17 protein-coding genes and 3 pseudogenes are annotated in these 22,750 nt (G+C 71.1%); 13 read left to right on the top strand and 7 right to left on the bottom strand.

Annotated elements, in window-relative coordinates; genetic code table 11:
• Positions 1-49 precede the first annotated feature (49 nt).
• Positions 50-1,876: an acyl-CoA dehydrogenase gene (locus tag IG90_RS0100650; RefSeq protein ID WP_030575784.1), complete on the bottom strand. Its 1,827-nt coding sequence runs from the start codon at positions 1,874-1,876 to the stop codon at positions 50-52.
• 167 nt (positions 1,877-2,043) lie between these two features.
• Here IG90_RS0100650 and IG90_RS0100645 point away from each other — a divergent pair, with 167 nt between their 5' ends.
• The 3 genes from IG90_RS0100645 (at position 2,044) to IG90_RS0100635 (ending at position 4,865) form a co-directional block, all read left to right on the top strand.
• On the top strand, positions 2,044-2,511 hold the full coding sequence (locus tag IG90_RS0100645; protein WP_030575782.1) for an SseB family protein: 468 nt from the start codon (positions 2,044-2,046) through the stop codon (positions 2,509-2,511).
• Between the two features lie 199 nt (positions 2,512-2,710).
• Positions 2,711-3,667 carry a pirin family protein gene (locus tag IG90_RS0100640; RefSeq protein WP_030575780.1) on the top strand — a complete coding sequence of 319 codons (957 nt, stop codon included), beginning with the start codon at positions 2,711-2,713 and terminating at the stop codon, positions 3,665-3,667.
• A gap of 91 nt (positions 3,668-3,758) precedes the next feature.
• A complete protein-coding gene (locus tag IG90_RS0100635; protein WP_030575778.1) occupies positions 3,759-4,865 on the top strand; it encodes an AI-2E family transporter in 1,107 nt (368 codons plus the stop codon).
• A 74-nt stretch (positions 4,866-4,939) separates the two neighbouring features.
• On the opposite strand, the gene IG90_RS0100630 is transcribed toward IG90_RS0100635, so the two are convergent.
• Positions 4,940-7,066, bottom strand: a complete 2,127-nt coding sequence (locus tag IG90_RS0100630; protein WP_030575775.1) for an ATP-binding SpoIIE family protein phosphatase — start codon at positions 7,064-7,066, stop codon at positions 4,940-4,942.
• Positions 7,067-7,397: 331 nt separating this feature from the next.
• Here IG90_RS0100630 and aspS point away from each other — a divergent pair, with 331 nt between their 5' ends.
• Both aspS and IG90_RS0100620 read left to right on the top strand, forming a co-directional pair.
• Entirely contained in the window at positions 7,398-9,224 is a 1,827-nt protein-coding gene (aspS, locus tag IG90_RS0100625) for an aspartate--tRNA ligase (RefSeq protein ID WP_030575773.1), read from the top strand.
• 252 nt (positions 9,225-9,476) lie between these two features.
• Positions 9,477-10,268 (top strand): L,D-transpeptidase family protein, encoded by a 792-nt coding sequence (locus IG90_RS0100620; RefSeq protein WP_030575771.1) that lies wholly within the window; start codon positions 9,477-9,479, stop codon positions 10,266-10,268.
• 63 nt (positions 10,269-10,331) lie between these two features.
• Here the strand turns inward: IG90_RS0100620 and metG are convergent, their stop codons facing one another.
• Positions 10,332-11,945, bottom strand: a complete 1,614-nt coding sequence (gene metG / locus IG90_RS0100615) for a methionine--tRNA ligase (RefSeq protein ID WP_030575769.1) — start codon at positions 11,943-11,945, stop codon at positions 10,332-10,334.
• An 84-nt stretch (positions 11,946-12,029) separates the two neighbouring features.
• Between metG and IG90_RS45435 the strand changes: the two are divergent.
• Positions 12,030-12,176, top strand: a pseudogene (locus tag IG90_RS45435) (two-component sensor histidine kinase); the annotation flags it as partial.
• Here the strand turns inward: IG90_RS45435 and IG90_RS0100610 are convergent.
• Positions 12,110-13,825 carry a VWA domain-containing protein gene (locus IG90_RS0100610; protein WP_030575767.1) on the bottom strand — a complete coding sequence of 572 codons (1,716 nt, stop codon included), beginning with the start codon at positions 13,823-13,825 and terminating at the stop codon, positions 12,110-12,112. The pseudogene IG90_RS45435 and the gene IG90_RS0100610 sit on opposite strands and share 67 nt — an antisense overlap.
• Positions 13,826-14,118: 293 nt before the next feature.
• On the opposite strand from IG90_RS0100610, the gene IG90_RS0100605 reads away from it, so the two are divergent.
• Together IG90_RS0100605 and IG90_RS0100600 are read left to right on the top strand one after the other, a co-directional pair.
• Complete coding sequence (locus IG90_RS0100605; RefSeq protein WP_030575765.1) at positions 14,119-16,188, top strand: PhoX family protein; 2,070 nt, start codon at positions 14,119-14,121, stop codon at positions 16,186-16,188.
• 65 nt (positions 16,189-16,253) lie between these two features.
• Positions 16,254-16,655: an RNA-binding S4 domain-containing protein gene (locus IG90_RS0100600; RefSeq protein WP_030575763.1), complete on the top strand. Its 402-nt coding sequence runs from the start codon at positions 16,254-16,256 to the stop codon at positions 16,653-16,655.
• A gap of 103 nt (positions 16,656-16,758) precedes the next feature.
• Here IG90_RS0100600 and IG90_RS0100595 read toward each other — a convergent pair whose 3' ends face one another.
• Entirely contained in the window at positions 16,759-17,004 is a 246-nt protein-coding gene (locus IG90_RS0100595) for a DUF2630 family protein (RefSeq protein ID WP_030575761.1), read from the bottom strand.
• Positions 17,005-17,089: 85 nt separating this feature from the next.
• Entirely contained in the window at positions 17,090-17,989 is a 900-nt protein-coding gene (locus IG90_RS0100590; protein ID WP_030575759.1) for a hypothetical protein, read from the bottom strand.
• A 130-nt stretch (positions 17,990-18,119) separates the two neighbouring features.
• On the opposite strand from IG90_RS0100590, the gene IG90_RS0100585 reads away from it, so the two are divergent.
• From IG90_RS0100585 to IG90_RS0100565, 5 genes and pseudogenes are all read left to right on the top strand, one after another.
• Positions 18,120-18,527 (top strand): hypothetical protein, encoded by a 408-nt coding sequence (locus IG90_RS0100585; RefSeq protein ID WP_030575757.1) that lies wholly within the window; start codon positions 18,120-18,122, stop codon positions 18,525-18,527.
• 234 nt (positions 18,528-18,761) lie between these two features.
• Positions 18,762-18,863 (top strand): annotated as a pseudogene (locus IG90_RS43230) (NADPH-dependent oxidoreductase); the annotation flags it as partial.
• A gap of 28 nt (positions 18,864-18,891) precedes the next feature.
• Positions 18,892-19,863, top strand: coding sequence for a daunorubicin resistance protein DrrA family ABC transporter ATP-binding protein (locus IG90_RS0100575; RefSeq protein WP_030575755.1), 972 nt, complete (start codon positions 18,892-18,894; stop codon positions 19,861-19,863).
• Positions 19,860-20,717 (top strand): ABC transporter permease, encoded by an 858-nt coding sequence (locus IG90_RS0100570; RefSeq protein WP_030575753.1) that lies wholly within the window; start codon positions 19,860-19,862, stop codon positions 20,715-20,717. Before IG90_RS0100575 ends, IG90_RS0100570 begins: the two co-directional genes overlap by 4 nt.
• A 140-nt stretch (positions 20,718-20,857) precedes the next feature.
• Positions 20,858-22,201 (top strand): MerR family transcriptional regulator, encoded by a 1,344-nt coding sequence (locus tag IG90_RS0100565; protein ID WP_233435852.1) that lies wholly within the window; start codon positions 20,858-20,860, stop codon positions 22,199-22,201.
• Here the strand turns inward: IG90_RS0100565 and IG90_RS45430 are convergent.
• A pseudogene (locus tag IG90_RS45430) lies at positions 22,103-22,733 on the bottom strand (AAA family ATPase); the annotation flags it as partial. The gene IG90_RS0100565 and the pseudogene IG90_RS45430 overlap by 99 nt on opposite strands.
• Positions 22,734-22,750 lie beyond the last annotated feature (17 nt).

Genomic DNA, 22,750 nt, shown 5'->3' with positions numbered 1-22,750 from the left:
ACGAATTCCGGATGGCGGCGCGTGTTCGACGAAACAGGCGGGCGATTCCCTAGAACGCGGCCTCGTCCAGCTCCATCAGGGAGTTGTCGATCGACTCGGCGAGCGCGCGCTCGGTCGAGACGCCCGGCAGGACGTTCGCGGCGAAGAACTTCGCGGCGGCGATCTTGCCCTGGTAGAAGGCGACGTCCTTGGCGGAGGCGGTCGGCAGCTTCTCGGCCGCCACGGCCGCGCCCTTGAGCAGCAGGTAGCCGACGACGACATCGCCGGAGGCCATCAGCAGGCGGGTGGTGTTGAGCCCGACCTTGTAGATGTTCTTGACGTCCTCGCCGGTCGCGGTGAGGTCGGTGATCATCGTGCCGACGATCGCCTCCAGGTCCACGACAGCCTTGGCGAGCGAGTCCAGCGCGGGGGCCAGCTCCTCGTTGCCCTGGGCGCCCGCGAGGAACTTCTTGATCTCCTCGGAGAGCGTGTTGAGGGAGGCGCCCTGGTCGCGGACGATCTTCCGGAAGAAGAAGTCCTGGCCCTGGATCGCCGTGGTGCCCTCGTAGAGGGTGTCGATCTTGGCGTCCCGGATGTACTGCTCGACCGGGTACTCCTGGAGGTAGCCGGAGCCGCCGAAGGTCTGGAGCGACTGGGCGAGCTGCTCGTAGGACTTCTCGGAGCCGTAGCCCTTGACGATCGGCAGCAGCAGGTCGTTGAGGCCGTTCAGCGCCTTGGCGTCCTCACCCGCGGCCTCCTGCTCCTGGATCGCGTCCTGCACGGAGGCGGTGTACAGCACGAGGGAGCGCATGCCCTCGGCGTACGCCTTCTGCGTCATGAGCGAGCGGCGCACGTCGGGGTGGTGCGTGATGGTGACCTTGGGCGCCGTCTTGTCCATGAAGTTCGCCAGGTCCGGACCCTGGACGCGCTCCTTGGCGTACTCCAGGGCGTTCAGGTAGCCGGCGGAGAGGGCGGCGATGGCCTTCGTGCCGACCATCATGCGGGCGAACTCGATGATGCGGAACATCTGGCGGATGCCGTCGTGCTTGTCGCCGATCAGCCAGCCCTTGGCGGGGTGCTGGTCGCCGAACGTCATCTCGCAGGTGTTGGAGGCCTTGAGGCCCATCTTGTGCTCGACGTTCGTCGCGTACACGCCGTTGCGCTCGCCCAGCTCGCCGGTGGTCCAGTCGAAGTGGAACTTCGGGACCAGGAAGAGCGAGAGGCCCTTGGTGCCGGGGCCGGCGCCCTCGGGGCGGGCCAGCACGTAGTGGAGGATGTTCTCGGACATGTCGTGCTCGCCCGAGGTGATGAAGCGCTTCACACCCTCGATGTGCCAGGAGCCGTCGTCCTGCTGGACGGCCTTCGTCCGGCCGGCGCCGACGTCGGAGCCGGCGTCCGGCTCGGTCAGCACCATCGTCGAGCCCCACTGCTTCTCGACGGCGATCTCCGCGATCTTCTTCTGCTCGTCGTTGCCCTCGTCGAAGAGGATGCCGGCGAACGCCGGGCCGGAGGAGTACATCCACACGGCCGGGTTCGAGCCGAGCAGCAGCTCCGCGTAGCCCCAGATCAGGGAGCGGGGGGAGGTGGTGCCGCCGACCTCCTCGGGGAGGCCCAGGCGCCAGTACTCGGAGTCCATGAAGGCCTGGTACGACTTCTTGAAGCTCGCCGGGACCGGGGCGGTCTTCGTCTCCGGGTCGAAGACCGGCGGGTTGCGGTCGGCGTCGGCGTAGGAGTCGGCGAGCTCGTTCTCCGCGAGGCGGGCGATCTCGTCCAGGATGCTCTTCGCGGTGTCGACGTCCATCTCGGCGAACGGACCGGTGCCGTACACCTCGTCGCGCCCGAGGACCTCGAAGAGGTTGAACTCGATGTCGCGGAGATTCGACTTGTAGTGCCCCATGGGAAGGCTCCGTAATCAATAGCAGTGGCGCACAGCGCCCCGGGGAGTGATGCGGGTCGGGCGACAGGCAGGCGTTGGTCCATCAGCTGACCTCTACGATGATGCTACCCGTCAGTAATAAGGTGCAACCCCTCAAGCCGTAGATGTGTCCGATTACTCTTTGCAGCATGTACGGCTACGACCAGAACCCTGGTGCTCAGCAGCAGATGGGTCAGATGGGCCAGATGGGTCAGATGGGCGGCGGTTACGGGGAGCATCCGCTGTATCCGGAACCGTCGCCGCCCTCCCTGGCCGACGCGGTACGGGCCTTCACCACCGGCTCCCTCTCCGCCGAGGACTTCCAGCAGATCTTCGCCACGTCGAAGGTCTACTGCCCGCGCGGTGAAAACCCCGGGTTCCTGGCGCTGCACAACACGCAGCAGCCTGTGATCCCGATGTTCACCACGCTCAAGGAGTTGCGACGGTACGCGGGCAAGGAGTCCAAGTACTTCGTGATCACGGGGGCCGAGGTGATCGACCTGCTGCCGACGGGCTACGGCTTCGTCCTGGACATGGAGGGTGATCACCGGATGGTCTTCGACGCCAAGGCCGTCGAGCAGATGGTCGACTTCGCGATGCGCCGTATGTATGGGTAGGCGGGACGTCTTGGCAGGTCGGTGACCTGCGATTTCGCTGTTCGGAGGAGGGTCCGTGCCGGGAGTGGCGCGGACCCTTTTCGCGGTCGGGTCACGGGTGGGCCCACCGGCGTGGCCGCCCCGGGAATCCGCGACGCCTTGCGGGATGTTCATCATTCAACTAAATTGATCGCAGAACACTCGCCCGGAGGTGGCTCCCATGCCCGCAGTGACCGTCGACAACCCGCTGACCCTGCCCAAGGTCGCCGCTTCGGGTGACGCCGCGGCCCGTCCCGTGCTCGCCGTCACGACCGCGCCGAGCGGATTCGAGGGCGAGGGCTTCCCCGTCCGCCGTGCGTTCGCGGGGATCGACTACCGGCACCTCGACCCGTTCATCATGATGGACCAGATGGGTGAGGTGGAGTACGCCGCCGGCGAGCCGAAGGGCACCCCCTGGCACCCGCACCGCGGCTTCGAGACCGTCACGTACCTGATCGACGGGACCTTCGTCCACCAGGACTCCAACGGTGGTGGCGGCACCATCGAGAACGGCGACACCCAGTGGATGACCGCCGGCTCGGGACTGCTGCACATCGAGGCCCCGCCGGAGTCGCTCGTCATGTCCGGCGGCCTCTTCCACGGCCTCCAGCTCTGGGTGAACCTGCCCAAGGCCGACAAGATGATGGCCCCGCGCTACCAGGACATCCGCGGCGGCGAGGTCCAGCTCCTCGCCTCCCCCGACGGCGGCGCGCTGCTCCGGGTCATCGCCGGTGAGCTCGACGGCCACCAGGGCCCGGGCATCACCCACACCCCGATCACGATGATCCACGCCACCGTCCGGCCCGGGGCCGAGGTGACCCTCCCGTGGCGCGAGGACTTCAACGGCCTCGCGTACGTCCTGGCCGGCCGCGGCACGGTCGGCGCGGAGCGCCGCCCCGTCACGATGGGCCGGACCGCGGTGTTCGGGGCCGGCGGATCGCTGACCGTCCGCGCGGACGAGCGGCAGGACGGCAACACCCCGGACCTGGAGGTCGTCCTGCTCGGCGGCCGTCCGATCCGGGAGCCGATGGCGCACTACGGACCGTTCGTGATGAACAGTCAGGCCGAACTGAAGCAGGCCTTCGAGGACTTCCAGGCCGGCCGCCTGGGCACTGTCCCGGCGGTCCACGGCATGTGACGGCCCCCGCCGTACGGGCCGGGTGACGGACCGTCACCCGTACGGGGGCGGCGGGCGGGACAGCCGTCGCGCACCGTGATCGGGTGGGAGGGTGCCCGCACCCAAGCCCCTCCTTCCCCAGAGCGCCCGCCGCGTGGCAGCCTGGTGCGGTGTCGTCCTGCTCGTCGTGGGCGTCGCCGCCGTCGCGATCTGGCTGGTCGTCACCCTGAAGACCGCGGTCACCCCGGTGCTGCTCGCCCTGCTCGGCACAGCGCTGCTCGGACCCGTTCACCGGTGGCTGATCGCCCGCAGGATCAACCGGTCGCTGGCCGCGGGCCTGACCTGCGCGGCCCTGGTCGCGGTGGTCGGCGGCGCCGGGTACATCGTGGTCACCGCCCTCGTCGACTCCGGCCCCCAGATCGTCTCCTCGCTGAAGGACACCGGCCAGTGGGTCGTCGACCATCTGGACATCGCCGGGGCCACGGACGTCGACGACCTGGCCGACAACGCGAAGAACCTGGTCGAGAAGTTCGGGGCGAGCGCGGCGGGCGGTCTGCTCAGCGGCATCAGCCTGGTCGGTTCGCTGGTGGCGACCAGTGTGCTGGCCCTGCTGCTGACCTTCTTCTTCCTGCGCGACTCGGACCGCGCGGTGAACCTGGCCCACGCGGTGGCCCCGCGCGGCACCGGGGACCTGGTGGAGGCCATGGGGCGCCGGGCGTTCGAGGCCGTCGAGGGCTTCATGCGCGGCACCACGTTCATCGCCCTGATCGACGCCGTGTGCATCACCGTGGGCCTGCTGATCCTGGACGTTCCGGGGGCGGTGGGGCTCGGCGCGCTGGTGTTCGTCGGCGCGTACATCCCGTACCTCGGGGCGTTCCTCTCCGGCGCGGTGGCGGTGCTGGTCGCGCTTGCCGACCGGGGGTTCGTGATCGCGCTGTGGGCCCTGGGTGTGGTGCTCGCGGTCCAGGCGCTGGAGGGGCATGTGCTCCAGCCGATGATCCAGAGCCGTACGGTCCAGATGCACCCCGCCATGATCATGATCGCGCTGACGGCGGGAGCGAGCGTGGCGGGCCTGCTCGGCATGCTGCTGGCCGTACCCCTGTGCGCGGCGGCCTTCGGCGTCCTGGGCGAGCTGCGCAACGGGTTCGGGACGCCTGCGGGCCCGCCCGGCGGTGCCTCCGGTCCGCCCGGCGGTGAGACCAGCCCCTCCGGCGCTTGAGGACGAACCGTTACGGAGGCGGGCCCGGGCGCTGCGGAGGCCGGGCCGCGAGGGCCAGGGGAGCACGAGGGACGTCAGGACGCGGCCTTCGCCAACCGCTCCGAGGCGGCCGACTCGGACAGCTCGAACCAGATCGACTTGCCCTCCCCGCGAGGGTCCACCCCCCACGCGTCCGCCAGCATCTCCATCAGCACCAGACCCCGCCCGCTGGACGCCATCTCGCCCGGCCGCCGTTTGTGCGGCAGTTCGTCACTGGCGTCGGCGACCTCGACGCGCAGCCGCCGCTCCCCCCGCTCGCCGGAGACCTCCGCCACCATCAGCGCGTCCCCGTCCGTGTGGACGAGCACGTTGGTGGCCATCTCGGAGACCATCAGGACCGCCGAGTCGACCTGCTCGGGATCGATCCAGTCGTGCAGCAGCTCGCGCACGAGCTGCCGGCCGACCGAGACCCGCTCGGGTTCGGCCTGCGCGATGGTCAGGACGCTGCGGCGCGGCGGCGCCTCCCGGGCGGGGGTGCTCTCGCGCCGCAGGATCAGGACCGCGATGTCGTCCTCCCGCCGGTCCGCGAGCGGCCCCGTCGTGTAGTGCGAGGTCGGCCCGTGCACGGCTTGGACCAGGGCGTCCGCCAGCTGCTCCAGGTCCTCGGCCGGCTCCTCCAGGACGGGGCGCAGCCGGGTCCAGCCGGTGGCCAGGTCGTGCCCGCCGGTCTCGATGAGGCCGTCCGTGCACAGCATGATCGTCTCGCCGGGTTCCAGGACCACGCGGGTGGTGGGGTAGTCGGAGTCCGTCTCGATCCCGAGCGGCAGCCCGCCGGCCGTCTGCCGGATCACCGCGGTCCCGTCGGCGCTGATCACCACCGGGTCGGGGTGGCCGGCGCGGGCGATGTCCAGGGTCCCGGCCTCCGGGTCCACCTCCGCGTACAGGCAGGTCGCGAAGCGCGGCGCCGCGGGTTCCTCGTCGCCCTCGACGCTCTCGTACGCGTCGGTGAGCCCGGACAGGAAGCGCGAGGCCCGGGCGAGCACCGCGTCCGGCCGGTGCCCCTCGGAGGCGTAGGCGCGCAGGGCGATGCGGAGCTGGCCCATCAGCCCGGCGGCCCGCACGTCGTGGCCCTGGACGTCGCCGATGACCAGGGCGATGCGGCCGTTGGGCAGCGGGATCATGTCGTACCAGTCGCCGCCCACCTGGAGTCCGCCGCCGGTCGGCACGTACCGCGCGGCCACCGTCATGCCGGGGATGTCCGGGCCGAGCGTCGGCATCATCGAGCGCTGGAGGCCGAGCGACAGCTCGCGTTCCGTCTCGGCCACCCCGGCGCGGGCCAGGGCCTGGGCGAGCATCCGGGCGACCGTCGAGAGCACCGCGCGCTCGTCCGGGGAGAACCCCACCGGATGCCGGAACCCGGCCATCCAGGCGCCCATCGTGCGGCCGGAGGACACCAGGGGCAGGAAGGCCCAGGACTGACGCCCGAAGCGCCGGGCGAGCGGCCAGGTGGCCGGGTAGCGGCGGCGGTACTCCTCGGGGGAGGGGAGGTAGATCGCGCGGCCGGTGCGGACGACCTCGGCGGCCGGGTAGTCGGTCTCCAGGGGCATGTCGGTGAAGGGTTCCTCGTCCTCGGTGGTGTGCCCGTGGTGCCCGATGATCGTCAGCCGCTCCCCGGCGGAGCCGAAGACCGCGAGGCCGTCCGGGGAGAAGCCGGGCATGGACAGCGACGCGGCGACCCGCAGCACCTCCGCGGTGGACCGGGCCTCGGCCAGCGCGCGCCCGGCGTCCAGCAGGAACGCCTCCCGGGAACGGCGCCAGTCCCCGGTGATCGGCGTGTGGACGGCGTCGGTGGAGCCGGGCTGCGGCTCGGCGACCTCCTGGAGCGTGCCGATGAGGACGTAGCTCCCGACGTCCTGGCCCGGCGGGACGACCGGCTTGGAGCGGCTGCGGACGATACGGAGGACCTGCCCGCGCTCGTCCACGATCCGCAGCCGCGCCTCGGCGAGGGTTCCCTCGGTGACCGCGAGGTTCACCACCCCGTAGATCTCGTTCCAGTCGACCGGGTGGAAACGCGAGCGCACGGCGGCTTCCCGGTAGCTGCCGGGCTCGGGCGGGAGGCCGAGCAGCCGGGCCGCCTCCGCGTCGAGCGTGACCGTTCCGGCCGCGTTGTCCCAGCGCCACAGGCCCGTCGCGATCGCGGCCAGGACTTCCTCGGTGCGCATTGCCCCACTTTAGGAAGGTCTGCTCGACGGACGCCACCGAGGAGCCGCCACCTGCCCCGGCGGCCGGGTGGTACGGCGACGTAAAGGGAAATGAAGCGTCCCGGCCCCGGGCGGTAGCCTGGGGAAGCTCAATCCACCCCTCGGGGGTGCCCGGCGGGTCATGACCGGGGTCACGACGCCTGGCACGGCACCTCGCGGCGTTGCCGAAACGTCCGAATCGCTCCGCGGTGAGGACGCTCCGGCGCCTTGCGACGCACCGCACCGGACGCCGCGCCCTGCCCGGCCCTGACCCGCCGGGCACCCCCACCCCGCGAAGACTGGATGAACGACGATGCATCGGTACAGGTCCCACACCTGCGGCGAGCTCCGCGCCTCTGACGTCGGCACCGACGTCCGGCTGAGCGGCTGGCTGCACAATCGCCGAGACCTGGGTGGCATCCTCTTCATCGATCTGCGCGACCACTACGGTCTGGTGCAGCTCGTCGCCCGCCCCGGCACCCCCGGCAACGACGCCCTGGCGAAGCTCACCAAGGAGACCGTCGTCCGGATCGACGGCAAGGTCTCCGCGCGCGGAGCCGACAACGTGAACCCGGAGCTGCCGACCGGCGAGATCGAGATCGAGGTCACCGAGGTCGAGGTGCTGGGTGAGGCCGGCCCGCTGCCCTTCACGATCAACACCGAGGACGGCGTCAACGAGGAGCGGCGCCTGGAGTACCGCTTCCTCGACCTGCGCCGCGAGCGCATGCACCGCAACATCATGCTGCGCTCGGCCGTGATCGCCTCCATCCGCTCCAAGATGGTGGCCCTCGGCTTCAACGAGATGGCGACCCCGATCCTCACCGCGACCTCGCCCGAGGGCGCCCGTGACTTCGTCGTCCCGTCACGGCTGAACCCCGGCAAGTTCTACGCGCTGCCGCAGGCCCCGCAGCAGTTCAAGCAGCTGCTGATGATCTCGGGCTTCGACCGCTACTTCCAGATCGCGCCCTGCTTCCGCGACGAGGACGCCCGCGCCGACCGCTCGCCGGGCGAGTTCTACCAGCTCGACGTCGAGATGTCCTTCGTCGAGCAGGAGGACGTCTTCCGGCCGATCGAGAAGCTGATGACGGAGCTCTTCGAGGAGTTCGGCAACGGCCGCCACGTCACCTCGCCGTTCCCGCGCATCCCGTTCCGCGAGTCGATGCTGAAGTACGGCAACGACAAGCCGGATCTGCGCGCCAAGCTGGAGCTCGTCGACATCTCGGACGTCTTCGCCGACTCCGGGTTCAAGGCGTTCGCCGGCAAGCACGTCCGCGCGCTGCCGGTCCCGGACACCGCGGGTCAGTCCCGGAAGTTCTTCGACGGCCTCGGTGAGTACGCCGTCGAGCACGGCGCCAAGGGCCTGGCCTGGGTGCGCGTGGGCGAGGACGGCACGCTCGCCGGTCCGATCGCCAAGTTCCTCACCGAGACCGACGTCAAGACGCTCACCGAGCGCCTGTCGCTGGTCCCGGGCCACGCCGTCTTCTTCGGCGCGGGCGAGTTCGACGAGGTCTCCAAGATCATGTCGGCGGTCCGGGTCGAGGCCGCCAAGCGCGCCGGCCACTTCGAGGAGGGCGTCTTCCGGTTCTGCTGGATCGTCGACTTCCCGATGTACGAGAAGGACGAGGAGACCGGCAAGATCGACTTCTCGCACAACCCCTTCTCGATGCCCCAGGGCGGCCTGGCCGACCTGGAGGAGAAGGACCCGCTGGACATCCTCGCCTGGCAGTACGACATCGTCTGCAACGGCATCGAGCTGTCCTCGGGCGCCATCCGTAACCACGAGCCCGAGCTGATGCTCAAGGCCTTCGAGATCGCCGGTTACGACCGCGAGACCGTCGAGCACGAGTTCGCGGGCATGCTGCGCGCGTTCCGCCTCGGCGCCCCGCCGCACGGTGGCATCGCCCCGGGCGTCGACCGCATCGTGATGCTGCTCGCCGACGAGCCGAACATCCGCGAGACGATCGCCTTCCCGCTCAACGGCAACGCCCAGGACCTGATGATGGGCGCCCCGACCGAGCTGGACGAGACCCGTCTGCGCGAGCTGAACATCCAGCTGCGCAAGCCGGTCGCCGCGAAGGGCGCGTCGGAGAAGCCCGCGTCGGAGAAGCCCGTCTCGGAGAAGCCCGTCTCGGAGAAGTAGTCCGCAGGACCGGCGGCCCGTACGGTCCCGCTCCGCGGATGTTTCACGTGAAACAGCCCCCGATCACCCGATCGGGGGCTGTTTCGTTGCACACGGCTGGAGGGCCGGCGAGGGCAGGGCGACTCGGTACAGCCGGATGGCCCCGGTTCGGGTTCGGCCGGGCCGGGCCCGGCAAAGACTGGCACCGAGACACCCCTCTCGCACCCCGCTGCCGCGTCGCGCCGCCCGCCGCCACCCGAGGAGCCCGCCACCGTGTCCGTCCCACGCCGCCCGCCCGCCCTGCTCGCCGCACCACTCCTCGTCCTGGCCCTGCTGCTCACCGGCTGCGCTTCCGGCGCCGCTCCCGCGAAGACCCCCGTGGGCGCCCCGGGGCAGGGCGCCGCGGGCCCGCAGTCCGACGCCGCGTCCGCGCTGCGGGCCTCACCCACCGCGGCGCCCGTCCCGAGCCCCGCCGAGATCCCGGACCTGGGACCGGAGACGCGCGCGGCCATCCCCGCCGACGCCCGCCAGGCGTTCGTCGTGACCGGCGAGGAGGCCGACTCCAACCAGTCCAGCGCGGTCCTGTACAGCCGCGAGGACCCGGTGAAGGGCTGGCAGCCGCTCGCGGGGCCCTGGCCGGCGCACAACGGCATGGAGGGCTGGACCGACCACCATGTGGCGGGCGACCTGAGGTCCCCCACGGGCGTCTACCCGCTCACCGACGCGGGCGGCCGGCTCCCCGACCCGGGAGCGCTGCTGCCGTACGACGAGCATCCCCGGTTCGCGGTGGACGGCGAGGGCTTCTTCGGAGAGCCGCTGGAGGGCTCCTTCGACTACGTCGTCGCGATCAACTACAACCGCACGGAGGGCGTCAGCCCCCTGGACCGCACCCGCCCGCTCGGCCTCGAACGCGGCGGCGGCATCTGGATCCACGTCGACCACGGCGGCCCGACCCAGGGCTGCGTCTCCATCCCGGAGGAGCACATGGAGGAACTCCTGCGCACCCTGGACCCGGTGATGAACCCGGTGATCGTGATGGGCGATGCGCAGACGTTGGGGCGGTGAACGGAACGCGAGGAGCCCGGGACCGCTGTTCACGGTCCCGGGCTCCTCGCGCGTACGGAGGCGTTACGCCGGCTTCTCCTCCAGACGCGGGAACAGCACCGCGCCCTTCGTCACCGTCGTGCCCGCGGGCAGGATGCCCCACGCGCCCGCGTCCTGGACCTTCTGGTCGGCCAGCGCGCCCAGGGACTCCTCGGCGCCCAGGGACTCCCACAGGCTCTGCGAGGTCTCCGGCATCACGGCGTTGAGCAGGACCGCGACCCCGCGCAGCGCCTCGGCGGCCGTGTACAGGATGGTCGCGAGGCGGGCCTGGCCCTCGGGGGTGGTGTCCTTGGCCACCTTCCACGGCTCCTGCTCCGTGATGTAGCCGTTGACCTGCTTCACGAAGTCGAAGACCGCCAGGATGCCGGACTGGAAGTCCAGCTCCTCGCCGATCTTCTGGTCGGCGGTCGCCACGGCCTTGGCGAGGCCCTCCTGCACGGCCCGCTCGGCGTCACCGACGGCCGTCGCCTCCGGCAGTGCCCCGCCGAAGTACTTGCCGACCATCGCCGCCACGCGCGAGGCGAGGTTGCCGTAGTCGTTGGCCAGCTCGGAGGTGTAGCGGGCGGTGAAGTCCTCCCAGGAGAACGACCCGTCGCTGCCGTACGCGATGGCCCGCAGGAAGTACCAGCGGTACGCGTCCACGCCGAAGTGCGAGGTCAGGTCCTGCGGCTTGATGCCGGTCAGGTTGGACTTCGACATCTTCTCGCCGCCGACCATCAGCCAGCCGTTGGCGACGACCTTGCCGGGGAGCGGCAGGCCCTGCGCCATCAGCATCGCGGGCCAGATCACCGAGTGGAAGCGGAGGATGTCCTTGCCGATCAGGTGCACGTCCGCCGGGAACGTACCGTCGAACTTCTCCTGGTTGGCGCCGTAGCCGACCGCCGTCGCGTAGTTGAGCAGCGCGTCGATCCAGACGTAGATGACGTGCTTGTCGTCCCAGGGGACCGGGACGCCCCAGTCGAAGGTCGAGCGCGAGATCGACAGGTCCTGAAGGCCCTGCTCGACGAAGTTCACGACCTCGTTGCGCGCCGACTCGGGCTGGATGAAGCCGGGGTTCGCCGCGTAGAACTCCAGCAGCTTCGGGCCGTACTCGCTCAGCTTGAAGAAGTAGTTCTCCTCCTTGAGGAGCTCCACCGGCTTCTTGTGGACCGGGCAGAGCTTCTGGCCGGCGAACTCGCCCTCGCCGTCGATCAGATCGCCGGGGAGCTTGTACTCCTCGCAGCCCACGCAGTACGGGCCTTCGTACCCGCCCTTGTAGATCTCGCCCTTGTCGTACAGGTCCTGCACGAACTCCTGCACACGGTCGGTGTGCCGCTTCTCCGTCGTCCGGATGAAGTCGTCGTTCGCGATGTTGAGGTGCTCCCAGAGGGGCTTCCACGCCTCTTCGACGAGCTTGTCGCACCAAGCCTGCGGAGTGACGTCGTTCGCCTCGGCCGTGCGCATGATCTTCTGACCGTGCTCGTCCGTGCCGGTGAGGTACCACACCTTCTCGCCGCGCTGGCGGTGCCAGCGCGTGAGCACGTCCCCTGCAACGGTCGTGTAGGCGTGGCCCAGGTGAGGAGCGTCGTTGACGTAGTAAATGGGGGTCGAGACGTAGTACGCCGTCGCCCCCTGCTTCTCGGATCCAGTGGCCGCCATGGTCGAAATCCTAACGGCCACGGCAAGATCCACTCACCTCGATGAGCGGAACCCCGCGCGCGGGCGGAGGAGTGCGCTCCGGTGGTGGCCCACGGCGGAACGGTCACGGCGGTACCGGGCCCGGAGGGCGGCGGTCTCGCCGTGACCGTACGGCTGCCGGTCGATCAGGCCTCGGAGCCGCCCGCGCGCGCGGCGGTCCAGGCCGGCAGCCCGGCGAGGATCTCCCGGTAGAGCTCGGCGTCCGCGATCTCGCGGGGTGCCGGGCCCGCGTGGAAGAACCCGGCGTTCGGTGCGTCGAGCTTCCGCAGGAAGTCGAAGCCCTTCGCGTCCTGCTCGCCGAAGGCGACGAACTGGAAGAACAGCGGCAGCCGCGCCGCGTCCGTGAGGGCCTGCCGGGCGGCCTGCTTGGCGTCCGGCGGGCCGTCCGTCTGGAAGATCACGAGAGCCGGACCCGTGGCCTCCGTCTTCTTGTGGTGCGCCACGATCTCCTCGACCGCGCGGTGGTAGTGCGTCCGGCCCAGCCGGCCGAGGCCCGCGTGCAGCTCGTCGACGCGGCCCTCGTGGCCGGAGAGCCCGATGGACCCGGTGCCGTCGATGTCGGTCGAGAAGAAGACGACCTGCACGGTGGCGTCCTCGTCCAGATGCGCGGCGAGCGCGAGCGTCCGGTCGCCCAGGTGCTGGGCGCTGCCGTCCTTGTAGAACGGCCGCATCGAGCCGGAGCGGTCGAGCACCAGGTAGACGCGGGCGCGGAGCCCGGACAGCCCGTGTGCCTTGAGCGCCGTCTGCGCCGCCTTGTACGGGGCGACGAGCTGCGGAGCGCTCGACTTGACCCGCGCGAGCGTGGTGGCGGGCTTGCCGGGGGCGGGCTCCGATGCGGTCGCGGCCGGCTCCGAGCCGGCGGGGGCCGCCGGGGCCTCTTCTGCGACGGTCGGCGTCTTGGCGGCCTCCGGTGCCTCTGTGGCTGCCGGTGCGGCTTCGGGGGCCTTCGGGGCCTTGGAGGCGTTGGGAGCCTTCGGGGTCTCAGGGGTGGTCTGAGGCGCCTCGGGGGCGGTCTCCGGGACCTCCGCCACTGCCGGTGCGGGTGTGGCCTCCGCTGCCGGCTCCGGCTTGGACTCCGGCTCCGGCTTTGCTGCCGGTTCCGGCTTGGACTCCGGCTCCGGCTTTGCTGCCGGTTCCGGCTTGGACTCCGGCTCCGGCTTCGCTGCGGTCTCCGGCTCAGGCGCCGACTCCGGGGTCTCGTCGAGGTCGAGGTCGATCGTGATCGGCTCCGGGGCCGATGCGGGCTCGGCCTTGACGGGCTCTTCGGCCTTGACCGGCTCCTTGGTGGCCACCGGCTCTTCTGCGACCACCGGCTTTTCTGCGACCGCCGGCTCCTTGGTGGCCTCCGGCTCTTCTGCGACCACCGGCTCCTTGGTGGCCACCGGCTCCGGCTGCGGCTCCGTGGGCTTCTCCGCCTTCGGGGCGTCCTTCGGGGCCTCCTCCAGAGTCTCCTTCGGTGCCGACGCCTGCGCGGGGACGGTCGGCGACGGCTTGGCGGTGGCGGCCGCCTTGTCGAAGGCCTCCGCCACCAGGTCGGTGGCCTTCGAACCGTCACTCTCCGTGGAGTCGGCGGATTCGGTGGCGTCGGCGGCGGTGGAAGCCTTCGACGTGGCCGCGGACGCCGTGGACGGTGCGTCGGCGGAGGACGGGACAGAGGACGAGGGCGAGGCCGGGGCCGGAATCGACGCCTTCGGCTCGGCGGCGGGCTCGGCCGCCGAAGTGGTCTCCGGCTCCGTCTCCTTGGGCTGAGTGCGCTCGGCCTGGGGCGGGACGGTGGCCGTGGCCGGCTCGTCCTGCTCCGTGCGGCCGAACACCTTACGCAGCAAGCTCCGAATGCCCATGGGCGAGGCCTTTCGCATGAGTTGGGTGCGGGAAATGTCCGACCTGGGTGAATTCGTCCCTGGCCAGGACGGATACGTAAGGTTAGCGGCCGGATCCGGCCGTTCGCCGGTGCGGCCCGCCCCTGCGTCAACCGAGCCGAAACCGTTCCCGGACCGAGTCCACGAGCGTGTCCGGCGCCGACCCTCAAGGGAACAGCGGTGGCCCGGACTTCACCCGCCGTTCACCGGGAGTCCCTCGGACCGCGTGGAGGCGCACCTACCGTCACGCACGACACCAGACGGAGGGAATCCACGTGCGCAACCTGCTGCCGTTCATCAGCTCGCATCCCGGTGGGCGTTCCGCGCTGACCTGCCGCTTCCGCTGCGGCGACGCCTGCTTCAAGGAGACGCCCAACAACAGCGACAACGAGTACGCCGGCGACATCATCGCCGGTGCCGTGTCGCGCCGCTCGATGATGCGCGCCGCCGCCGTGGTCACCGTCGCCACCGCGGCCGGGACCGCCGCGCTGACCGGCCCGAGTGCCCCGCAGGCCGAGGCCGCCGCGCTCGCCGGGCATGGACACCGACCGGGCCACCCCCACGAACCGGCCCGGTCCGGGGCGCGTGGCCTGCGGTTCTCGCCGGTCGCGCCCAACAAGGACGACAAGGTCACGATCCCCGACGGGTACGCCCAGAACGTGGTGATCCGCTGGGGCGACCCGATTCTGCGCGGCGCGCCCGCCTTCGACCCGGACAAGCAGACCGCGAAGGCGCAGGCGGGCCAGTTCGGTTACAACAACGACTTCCTCTCCCTGCTCCCGCTGCGCGGCGAGCGCGGGCGGCAGGTGATGGTCGCGAACCACGAGTACACGGACGAGCTCCTCATGTTCCGCGGCTACGATCCGGCCAACCCGACCCGCGAACAGGTGGAGATCGCCTGGGCGGCGCACGGACTCTCCGTGGTCGTCGTCCAGGAGGAGAACCGGACCGGCAAGCTGGGACCGGTCAACCGGCACCCGCTGAACCGCCGCCTGACCGCGACGAGCGAGTTCCGCGTGACGGGCCCGGCCGCGGGCAGCCCCCTGCTGCGTACGTCCGCCGACCGCACGGGCCGCAAGGTGCTCGGCACCCTCAACAACTGTGGGGGCGGCACCACTCCGTGGGGCACCACGTTGCACGGCGAGGAGAACTTCAACCAGTACTTCGCCAACGGCAACACCGACATGCACAAGCGGTACGGGATCGGCACCGGCGCATCCGAGCGCAAGTGGGAGCGGTTCGACCGGCGGTTCGACCTGGCGAAGGAGCCCAACGAGGCCAACCGCTTCGGCTGGGTCGTCGAACTCGACCCGTACGACCCGGACTCCACCCCGCGCAAGCGGACCGCGCTGGGCCGGTTCAAGCACGAGGCCGCAGAGCCCCGGCTCACCTCCGACGGCCGCCCGGTCGTCTACATGGGCGACGACGAGAAGTTCGACTACCTCTACAAGTTCGTCTCCAGCAAGCGGATGAAGAAGGGCAACTCGCGTGCCGCACGCGAGCACAACCTGACGCTGCTGGACGAGGGCACGCTGTACGTCGCCAAGCTGACCGGCGACTCTCCGGTCACCGAGATCGACGGCACCGGAAAGCTGCCCGTGGACGGGGAGTTCGACGGCAGCGGCGTCTGGATCCCGCTGGCCACCGGCACCACCTCGCACGTACCCGGCATGACCGCCGACGAGGTGTACGTCTACACGCGGCTGGCCGGTGACAAGGTCGGCGCGACCAAGATGGACCGCCCCGAGGACGTCGAGCCCTCGCCGCGCACCGGCCGGGTCTATGTGGCGCTCACCAACAACTCGGACCGCGGCAAGGAGGGCAAGCCCGGCGCGGACGAGGCGAACCCGCGCAACGGCAACAAGCACGGGCAGATCCTGGAGCTCGCGGAGAACTGGGACGACCCGGCCGGCGACGGCTTCGCCTGGCGGCTGTTCCTCGTGGCGGGCGACCCGGAGGACCCGTCGACGTACTACGCGGGCTTCCCCAAGGAGAACGTCAGCCCCATCTCCTGCCCGGACAACGTGGCGTTCGACGCGCACGGCAACCTGTGGATCTCCACGGACGGCAACAAGCTCGGCTCGCACGACGGGCTGTTCGGCGTGGCGACCCACGGTGACCGGCGCGGCGAGCTGAAGCAGTTCCTGACCGTCCCGACCGGGGCCGAGACCTGCGGCCCGGTCATCCAGGACCGCCGTGTCCTGGTCGCGGTCCAGCACCCGGGCGAGGTCGACGGGGCCTCCGTGGAGAACCCGGCGAGCGTCTGGCCCGATGGGCCGGGCAGGATCGTCCGTCCCTCCGTCGTCGCCGTCTGGCGCAAGGACGGGCGCGACATCGGCGTGTGAGGTCCGGTGGGCGGGAGGCGTTATTGCTTCCCGCCTGCCACCCGGTCCGCATTACAGTCGGACCCATGGTTTCCGGTGACGCACCGCAGGCGGAAGGAAGCGTCCGGATCGACGTGTGGATCTGGTCGGTCCGGCTGACGAAGACCCGCGCCCAGGCGGCCGCCGCCTGCCGGGCAGGACATGTGAAGGTCGGCGGCGAGCGGGCCAAACCCGCACAGGCCGTGCGCGTCGGCGACGAGGTGCGGCTCCGGCACGCGGGGCGGGACCGGGTGGTCGTCGTCTCGAAGATCGTGAAGAAGCGGGTCGGCCCGCCGGTGGCGGCGGAGTGCTTCGTCGACAACAGCCCGCCCCCGCCGCCCCGCGAGCTCGCGATCCAGGTCCCCGTGCGGGACCGGGGCACGGGTCGTCCGACCAAGCGCGACCGCCGGGAGATGGAACGTCTTCAGGGGCGCCCGCCGGAGAGCTGAGTCAGCGGCGGCCCGGTGTTTCACGTGAAACACCGGGCCGGCCTGCCGCGCAGACAGTCCGCAGGCCTTGATGAGCCCTGGTTCAGCCCCTGATCAGCCCTGATCAACTCTGGTAGCCCTCCACCTCGTCGGCGGGACGGACCTTCGCCGTCGAGGGGTCCTCGCCGTACTCGCTGAGCGCCCGCCGTCGGCGCAGCAGGTCCCAGTACTGGTCGAGCTGGACCTCCACCTCCCGCAGCCGGGCCTCCTCGTCCGTGGACAGGCCCATCTTCGCCACGGAGCGGTCGCGCAGGTCGCGCTCCTCGGAGACCAGGTCGTCGATGTTCTCGAAGATGTCGTGGTCGGCCATGACACCTCTTTCGGGTCGTTCGGTCGTTCGGTGGCGGTCGTCGCTCGTTGGCGGCCACGGATCCCACTCTCGTCCGCGCACCGCCTCATCGCACGTCGGCCGGGGACCTCTTGTTCCGCAGGAGCACCCGGGCCGCCACCGCTCCCACGAGCAGGACCGCACCGACCGCCAGCACCACCCACACCGTGGTCCGCAGCGAGGCGGTCAGGGCGTCGAACACCGCCGTGGCCGCGTCCCGGTCGCTGCCCGGCACCTCGTCCAGCACCCGACTGCGGCCGGTCGCGACCAGCACCCGGAGCACGACCGCTCCGAGCACGAAGCCGGCACCCACGATCGCGGTGGCCCACAGCCCGGCCCGTAGCCCGCGCCGTACCGTCGCGATGCCCACCACCAGGACGAGCAGGACCAGCGTGGCGACCGCCGGCCAGATGCTGCAGTAGCGAAGCCACCGGAACGAGCTCCGGAGGTCATCGGCCTGACCGGGGCCGAGCACGGTGATCTCCGTCCGCTCGACCGGGATCAGGTCCGCGAAGGGCACCCCGTCGCGGACCAGGTCCTGCTTGACCTGGTCGATCACCGGGGCCAGATCGATGGTCACGGGCTCTCCGCTGTCGCCGTCGAGGGCGGCCGCCACGGCCTTGTGGGCGGCCCTGTTCGCGGTGTCCCAGGCGTTCCGGAAGGCCTCGGTCGTGGTGAAGGACTGCGCGGACCCGTGCAGGAACTCCCGGACCGTGTCCTGGAGCGGGCCGAGATCGATCTGCCGCATCGCCTCCTCGGTGACCAGGTCCGCGACGGTGTTCCGCACCGCGGGGTCGGAGGAGAGCGGGGACACGGCGGCGACGTACCGGTCGGTGTCGTCGATCTCCAGGTCGACCCAGGCGGAGAGCGCACTGAACGGCACGAGGACGGCGAGCAGGACGAGCAGGAGCGCCGAGAAGGCCGCCGAGGTCGCCGAGATCGCCGAGGGAGAGGGAGAGGTCCGCACTCCTCCAGGGAATCCCTTACGGAGCCGGGCCGCTCCGGGCCGTACGCCATTCGAGTTGCCGGGCGGCGCGGTCGGGTGTGCCCTGGAGGGACGGGGCCGTGCTACGGGGCGACGGAAGGAGCTGTCCGCGATGGCCACACACGCAGCCATGCCCGGCCGAAGGGGCACCCGCGCGCATGCGCGAACCCGCCACCACACTCCGCTCGCCTGGGCTCTGCCTCTGGTGCTCGGTGTGATCTACGGCTTCTACGCGGCGTTCATCCGTCGCGACGGCGGCCCCAGCACCGGCGGGCAGGTCCTGCTCGGGCTCGTCGCCGGTGCCGCTCTGGCGGCCCTCTGCTTCGCGCTGGGCCGGATCCAGCGCTCGCTTCCGCGCGAGCTGCGGGCAGCCGCGTACGGTGCGCTGACGGCGTGCGCGATCGGCTTCCTGGTGAGCCTCACCGACACCAGCGTGCTGCGGTCGACCGCTCTGGGGCTGGCGGTCGGGGCGGGCGTCCTCTGCGTCTCGTTCTACTTCTTCTACACGCGGGAGACGTGAAGCCCGTGCGCGTCCGGGCCCGGCTCCGGGACCGGCGTCCGTGCTCCTCCGGCCGTGTGCGCGGCCGCCAGATTCAGTCTGGCGGCCGCGCCCCCGCGTCTGGCGCCCAAGAGGTGAGCAAGCGGAACGGCCCGGCCCCGGACGGGAGAGCCGGGAAGCGGCGGAGGAGGCGGGAGGAGGAGCGAGCGATGACGACGATGGCGGTGCCGGGCGCGGGAAGCAGCCTTCCGCTGCGTCGCGGTGATCATCGGCAGCACCCGTGAAGGCCGTGTCGGCGATGCGGTCGGCCGCTGGTTCATGGAGCGGGCCCAGGACCGGAGCGAGCTGGAGCTCGCCCCACCGACGACCCACAAGGAAATGGATCATGAGCACTGAACTGGCCATCGAGACCACGGGGCTGGTGAAGGTCTTCGGCGACAACCGTGCGGTGGACGGCATCGACCTCGCCGTCCCCACCGGCACCGTCTACGGCGTCCTCGGACCCAACGGCGCCGGCAAGACCACCGCCGTCCGCATGCTCGCGACCTTGCTGCGGCCTGACGGCGGCACGGCCCGGGTGTTCGGCAAGGACGTCGTGAAGGACGCCGACGCGGTCCGCAGCCGGGTCAGCCTGACCGGGCAGTACGCCTCGGTGGACGAGGACCTGACCGGCTCGGAGAACCTCGTCCTGCTCGGCCGGCTGCTCGGGCACACCAAGCCGGCGGCCCGCGACCGGGCGGCCCAGCTGCTCGAAGGGTTCGGGCTGACCGAGGCGGCGGACAAGCAGGTGAAGAACTTCTCGGGAGGCATGCGGCGGCGCATCGACATCGCCGCGTCCATCCTGAACACGCCGGACGTGCTGTTCCTGGACGAGCCGACCACCGGACTCGACCCCCGCAGCCGCAACCAGGTGTGGGACGTCGTGCGGGCGGTCGTCGCCCACGGCACCACGGTCCTGCTGACCACGCAGTATCTGGACGAGGCGGACCAGCTGGCCTCCCGCATCGCGGTGATCGACCACGGCAAGGTCATCGCCGAGGGAACCAAGGGCGAGCTCAAGGCCTCCGTCGGCTCCGGCACCGTCCATCTGCGGCTGCGGGACGGCGATCAGCGGGCCGAGGCACAGCGGGTGCTGGCGCTCGCGCTGAACGCGGAGGTCCAGCTGGACGCGGACCCGGTGGCGCTGACCGCCCGGATCGACGCACGGAGCACCGAGCAGGGCGCGGCGGAACAGGCCGGGCGCGCTCTGGCCGAGCTGGCCCGGTGCGGCATCACGGTCGACAACTTCTCGCTGGGACAGCCCAGCCTCGACGAGGTCTTCCTCGCACTCACGGACAAGAAGGGAGTGGCGGCATGAGCACCGTGACCGCCAAGACGGAGCTGGCGGACGTCGCGTTCGCCGCGCCGGACAAGGAACGCCTCTCGCAGCTCCTGGTGGGCCAGGACCGCCCGCCGAGGCCCAGCGCCCTGTCGGCATCGGTGACCTTCGGCTGGCGCGCCATGCTGAAGATCAAGCACGTGCCGGAACAGCTCTTCGATGTGACGGCTTTCCCGATCATGCTGGTCCTGATGTACACGTACCTCTTCGGAGGGGCGCTGGCCGGCTCCACGCAGGAGTACATCCAGTTCCTGCTGCCCGGCATCATGGTGATGAGCGTCGTGATGATCACGATGTACACGGGTATCGCGGTGAACACGGACATCGCCAAGGGTGTCTTCGACCGGTTCCGCACGCTGCCGATCTGGCGGCCCGCTCCGATGGTCGGCTATCTCCTCGGCGACGTCCTGCGCTATCTGCTGGCGTCGGCGGTGATGCTCGCCGTCGGCATGATCATCGGGTTCCGCCCGGCCGGCGGTGTGCTCGGCGTGCTGGCCGGCGTCGCTCTGCTGGTCGTGTTCTCGTTCGCGTTCTCCTGGATCTGGACGATGTTCGGGCTGCTGCTGCGCTCCGAGAAGTCGGTGATGGGCGTCAGCATGATGGTGATCTTCCCGCTGACGTTCCTCAGCAATGTCTTCGTCGACCCGAAGACGATGCCGGGCTGGCTCCAGGCCTTCGTGAACAACAGCCCGGTCACCCACCTCGCCACGGCGGTGCGTGAGCTGATGGAGGGCAACTGGCCGGCCACCGCCATCGCCTGGACGCTGGGCTGGTCCGGGGTGCTCCTGGTGGTCTTCGGCGTGGTGACGATGCGGCTCTACAACCGGAAGTGACGGACCGGTGTCCGACGGCGGAGGTACTTGCCGCGGGCGTCGGGGACGTATCCGCCCCGTGCATCCTTGACCTTCCCCGCGGGGGAAGCCCCAGCATCGGTGGGGCCTGGCGGGAAGCGCCCGGTACGAGGAGGTACGGGGTGGAACGCGAAGGCCGCGGGGTGGGCGCCGCGAGCGGGGGGCTGGTGACGATCGGGGAGTTCGCCCGGTTGTCCCGGCTCTCCGCCAAGGCGCTCCGGCGCTACGACGAGCTGGGTCTGCTCCGGCCCGCCCTGGTCGATCCGGTGAACGGCTACCGGTACTACGACCCGGCGCAGGTGGAAGGGGCCCGGCTCGTGGCGTGGCTGCGCAGGATCGGCATGCCGCTGAGCCGGATCGGCCGGGTCGTGGCGCTCGACGCGGGTGCCGCGGCCGTGGAGATCCGGGCCTACTGGGCGCGGGTGGAGGCCGAGACGGCGGCCCGGCGCGATCTGGCGATGTACCTCGTCGACCATCTGTCAGCGGAAGGCGGGGCCATGTCGCGGATACCGGGAAACACGGGAAGCACGGGGGACACGAGGGACACGGGGGGCACGGGGAACACGGGGGGCACGGATAACGGACGGGTGCCAGGCGGGCCCGGGCTGTCGGAGGGGCCGGGGGCAGTGCGGCTCGCGATCCGGTGTGCGGCGCTGACCGATACCGGTGCCGTGCGTACGGCGAATCAGGACGCGGCGTTCGCGGGGCCCTGGATGCTGGCGGTCGCCGACGGTTTCGGGGAGGGCGGGGCCGAGGCGAGTGCTGCGGCGATCGAGGCTCTCAGGCCCCGCGCGTGGGGTGCCCAGCACGGTGGGCTGTCCGCCGCGGATCTGCTGAACGCCCTGGAGGACACGGCGGATTCCGCGTCGCGGGCGGTCCGGGCCGCGGTCGCGCCCTGTGCGGCCCCGGACGGTTCGGGGACCACGCTCACCGCGATGCTGTGGACCGGATCGCGGCTCGGGCTCGTGCACATCGGGGACTCGCGGGCCTATCTGCTGCGGGGCGGGGAACTGTTCCGGATCACGCACGACCACAGCCTGGTCCAGTCGATGGTCGACGACGGTTCGCTGGGCCCGGAGGAGGCCGCCTCTCACCCGGGGCCCGCACTGCTGCTGAAGGCCCTGGTCGGCGAGGCGCGGTCCGCCCCGGTGGCCGTGGCGTGCCGCCCCGACGTCCGCTTGCAGGAGGTGATGGCCGGGGACCGCTATCTGCTCTGCTCGGACGGTCTGTCGGCGGTGGTGGACGAGGCGGTCCTCAGGGCGGCGGTCATCGCTGCGGACGACCCGGATGAGGCCGTACGCCGGTTGGCCGGCCTGGCCCGAGAGGCGGGCGGACCCGACAACGTGGCATGTGCCGTCGCTGACGTCGTCGTCGAGGACGACCACCAGCGGCCGGCTCCGGGAGACCGTGACGAGGGCCGTGGTCACCGCGTCGAAGAGCCCGAAGGCCTCGGCGCCCTCCGGTGAGCTGCTGCCCTGCGGACCGCCGGCCTGCGAGCCGCTGCGCTGCGAGATGCCGGGCGGGGCGCTGCCCTGCCAGCCGCCGCCCGGCGGACTCGTGCCCGTTTCCGTGCCGGGCCCTACGTCGTGCGTCCCGTCGGGACCCGGGCTCCCGGTGGCTTCCGGGACCGCGCCGGAGCCGGAAACCTGCCGGGCCCCGGACCGTCCGCTCCGCCCACGGCGACTTCGACCGGGTCACCGAGGAGCACGGCGAGCCGACCGTCCGACGCCTGCGCCGCCGCCGGCGGACCGGCGCAGGCCGCGCGGGACCTGCACCCAGGGCCAGTAGCCGGGGGTGTTGTCGGGTTCCCAGCAGGAACCGCCGACCACCGATCGCCCCGCGCCTCGTGCGCGGCGTCGGTGACGAGGGTGCTCCTGCCTGTCCCGGCCCGGCCTCGCCGGTGACCAGCACGAGAACGCCGTGGCTGCCCGTGGCCCGGGCGATCTCCGCGCGGAGGACACCGGCGGGATGGTCGCGCCCGAAGAGAGCGGGGGGCATGACCACACGATAGGAGC

The organism is Streptomyces anulatus (assembly GCF_000721175.1).
Taxonomy (GTDB): domain Bacteria; phylum Actinomycetota; class Actinomycetes; order Streptomycetales; family Streptomycetaceae; genus Streptomyces; species Streptomyces anulatus_C.
Note: the sequence above shows the minus strand (reverse complement) of the source record. Positions and strands in the feature narration are given on the sequence as shown.

Bases quoted from the DNA above. Each gene is read 5' to 3' on its own strand.
- IG90_RS0100595 (WP_030575761.1), bottom strand. From the start codon at position 17,004: ATGGCCGACCACGACATCTTCGAGAACATCGACGACCTGGTCTCCGAG.
- aspS (WP_030575773.1), top strand. From the start codon at position 7,398: ATGCATCGGTACAGGTCCCACACCTGCGGCGAGCTCCGCGCCTCTGAC.
- IG90_RS0100570 (WP_030575753.1), top strand. From the start codon at position 19,860: ATGAGCACCGTGACCGCCAAGACGGAGCTGGCGGACGTCGCGTTCGCC.
- IG90_RS0100575 (WP_030575755.1), top strand. From the start codon at position 18,892: ATGAGCACTGAACTGGCCATCGAGACCACGGGGCTGGTGAAGGTCTTC.
- IG90_RS0100650 (WP_030575784.1), bottom strand. From the start codon at position 1,876: ATGGGGCACTACAAGTCGAATCTCCGCGACATCGAGTTCAACCTCTTC.
- IG90_RS0100585 (WP_030575757.1), top strand. From the start codon at position 18,120: ATGGCCACACACGCAGCCATGCCCGGCCGAAGGGGCACCCGCGCGCAT.
- IG90_RS0100610 (WP_030575767.1), bottom strand. From the start codon at position 13,825: ATGGGCATTCGGAGCTTGCTGCGTAAGGTGTTCGGCCGCACGGAGCAG.
- IG90_RS0100600 (WP_030575763.1), top strand. From the start codon at position 16,254: ATGGTTTCCGGTGACGCACCGCAGGCGGAAGGAAGCGTCCGGATCGAC.
- metG (WP_030575769.1), bottom strand. From the start codon at position 11,945: ATGGCGGCCACTGGATCCGAGAAGCAGGGGGCGACGGCGTACTACGTC.
- IG90_RS0100640 (WP_030575780.1), top strand. From the start codon at position 2,711: ATGCCCGCAGTGACCGTCGACAACCCGCTGACCCTGCCCAAGGTCGCC.
- IG90_RS0100645 (WP_030575782.1), top strand. From the start codon at position 2,044: ATGTACGGCTACGACCAGAACCCTGGTGCTCAGCAGCAGATGGGTCAG.
- IG90_RS0100630 (WP_030575775.1), bottom strand. From the start codon at position 7,066: ATGCGCACCGAGGAAGTCCTGGCCGCGATCGCGACGGGCCTGTGGCGC.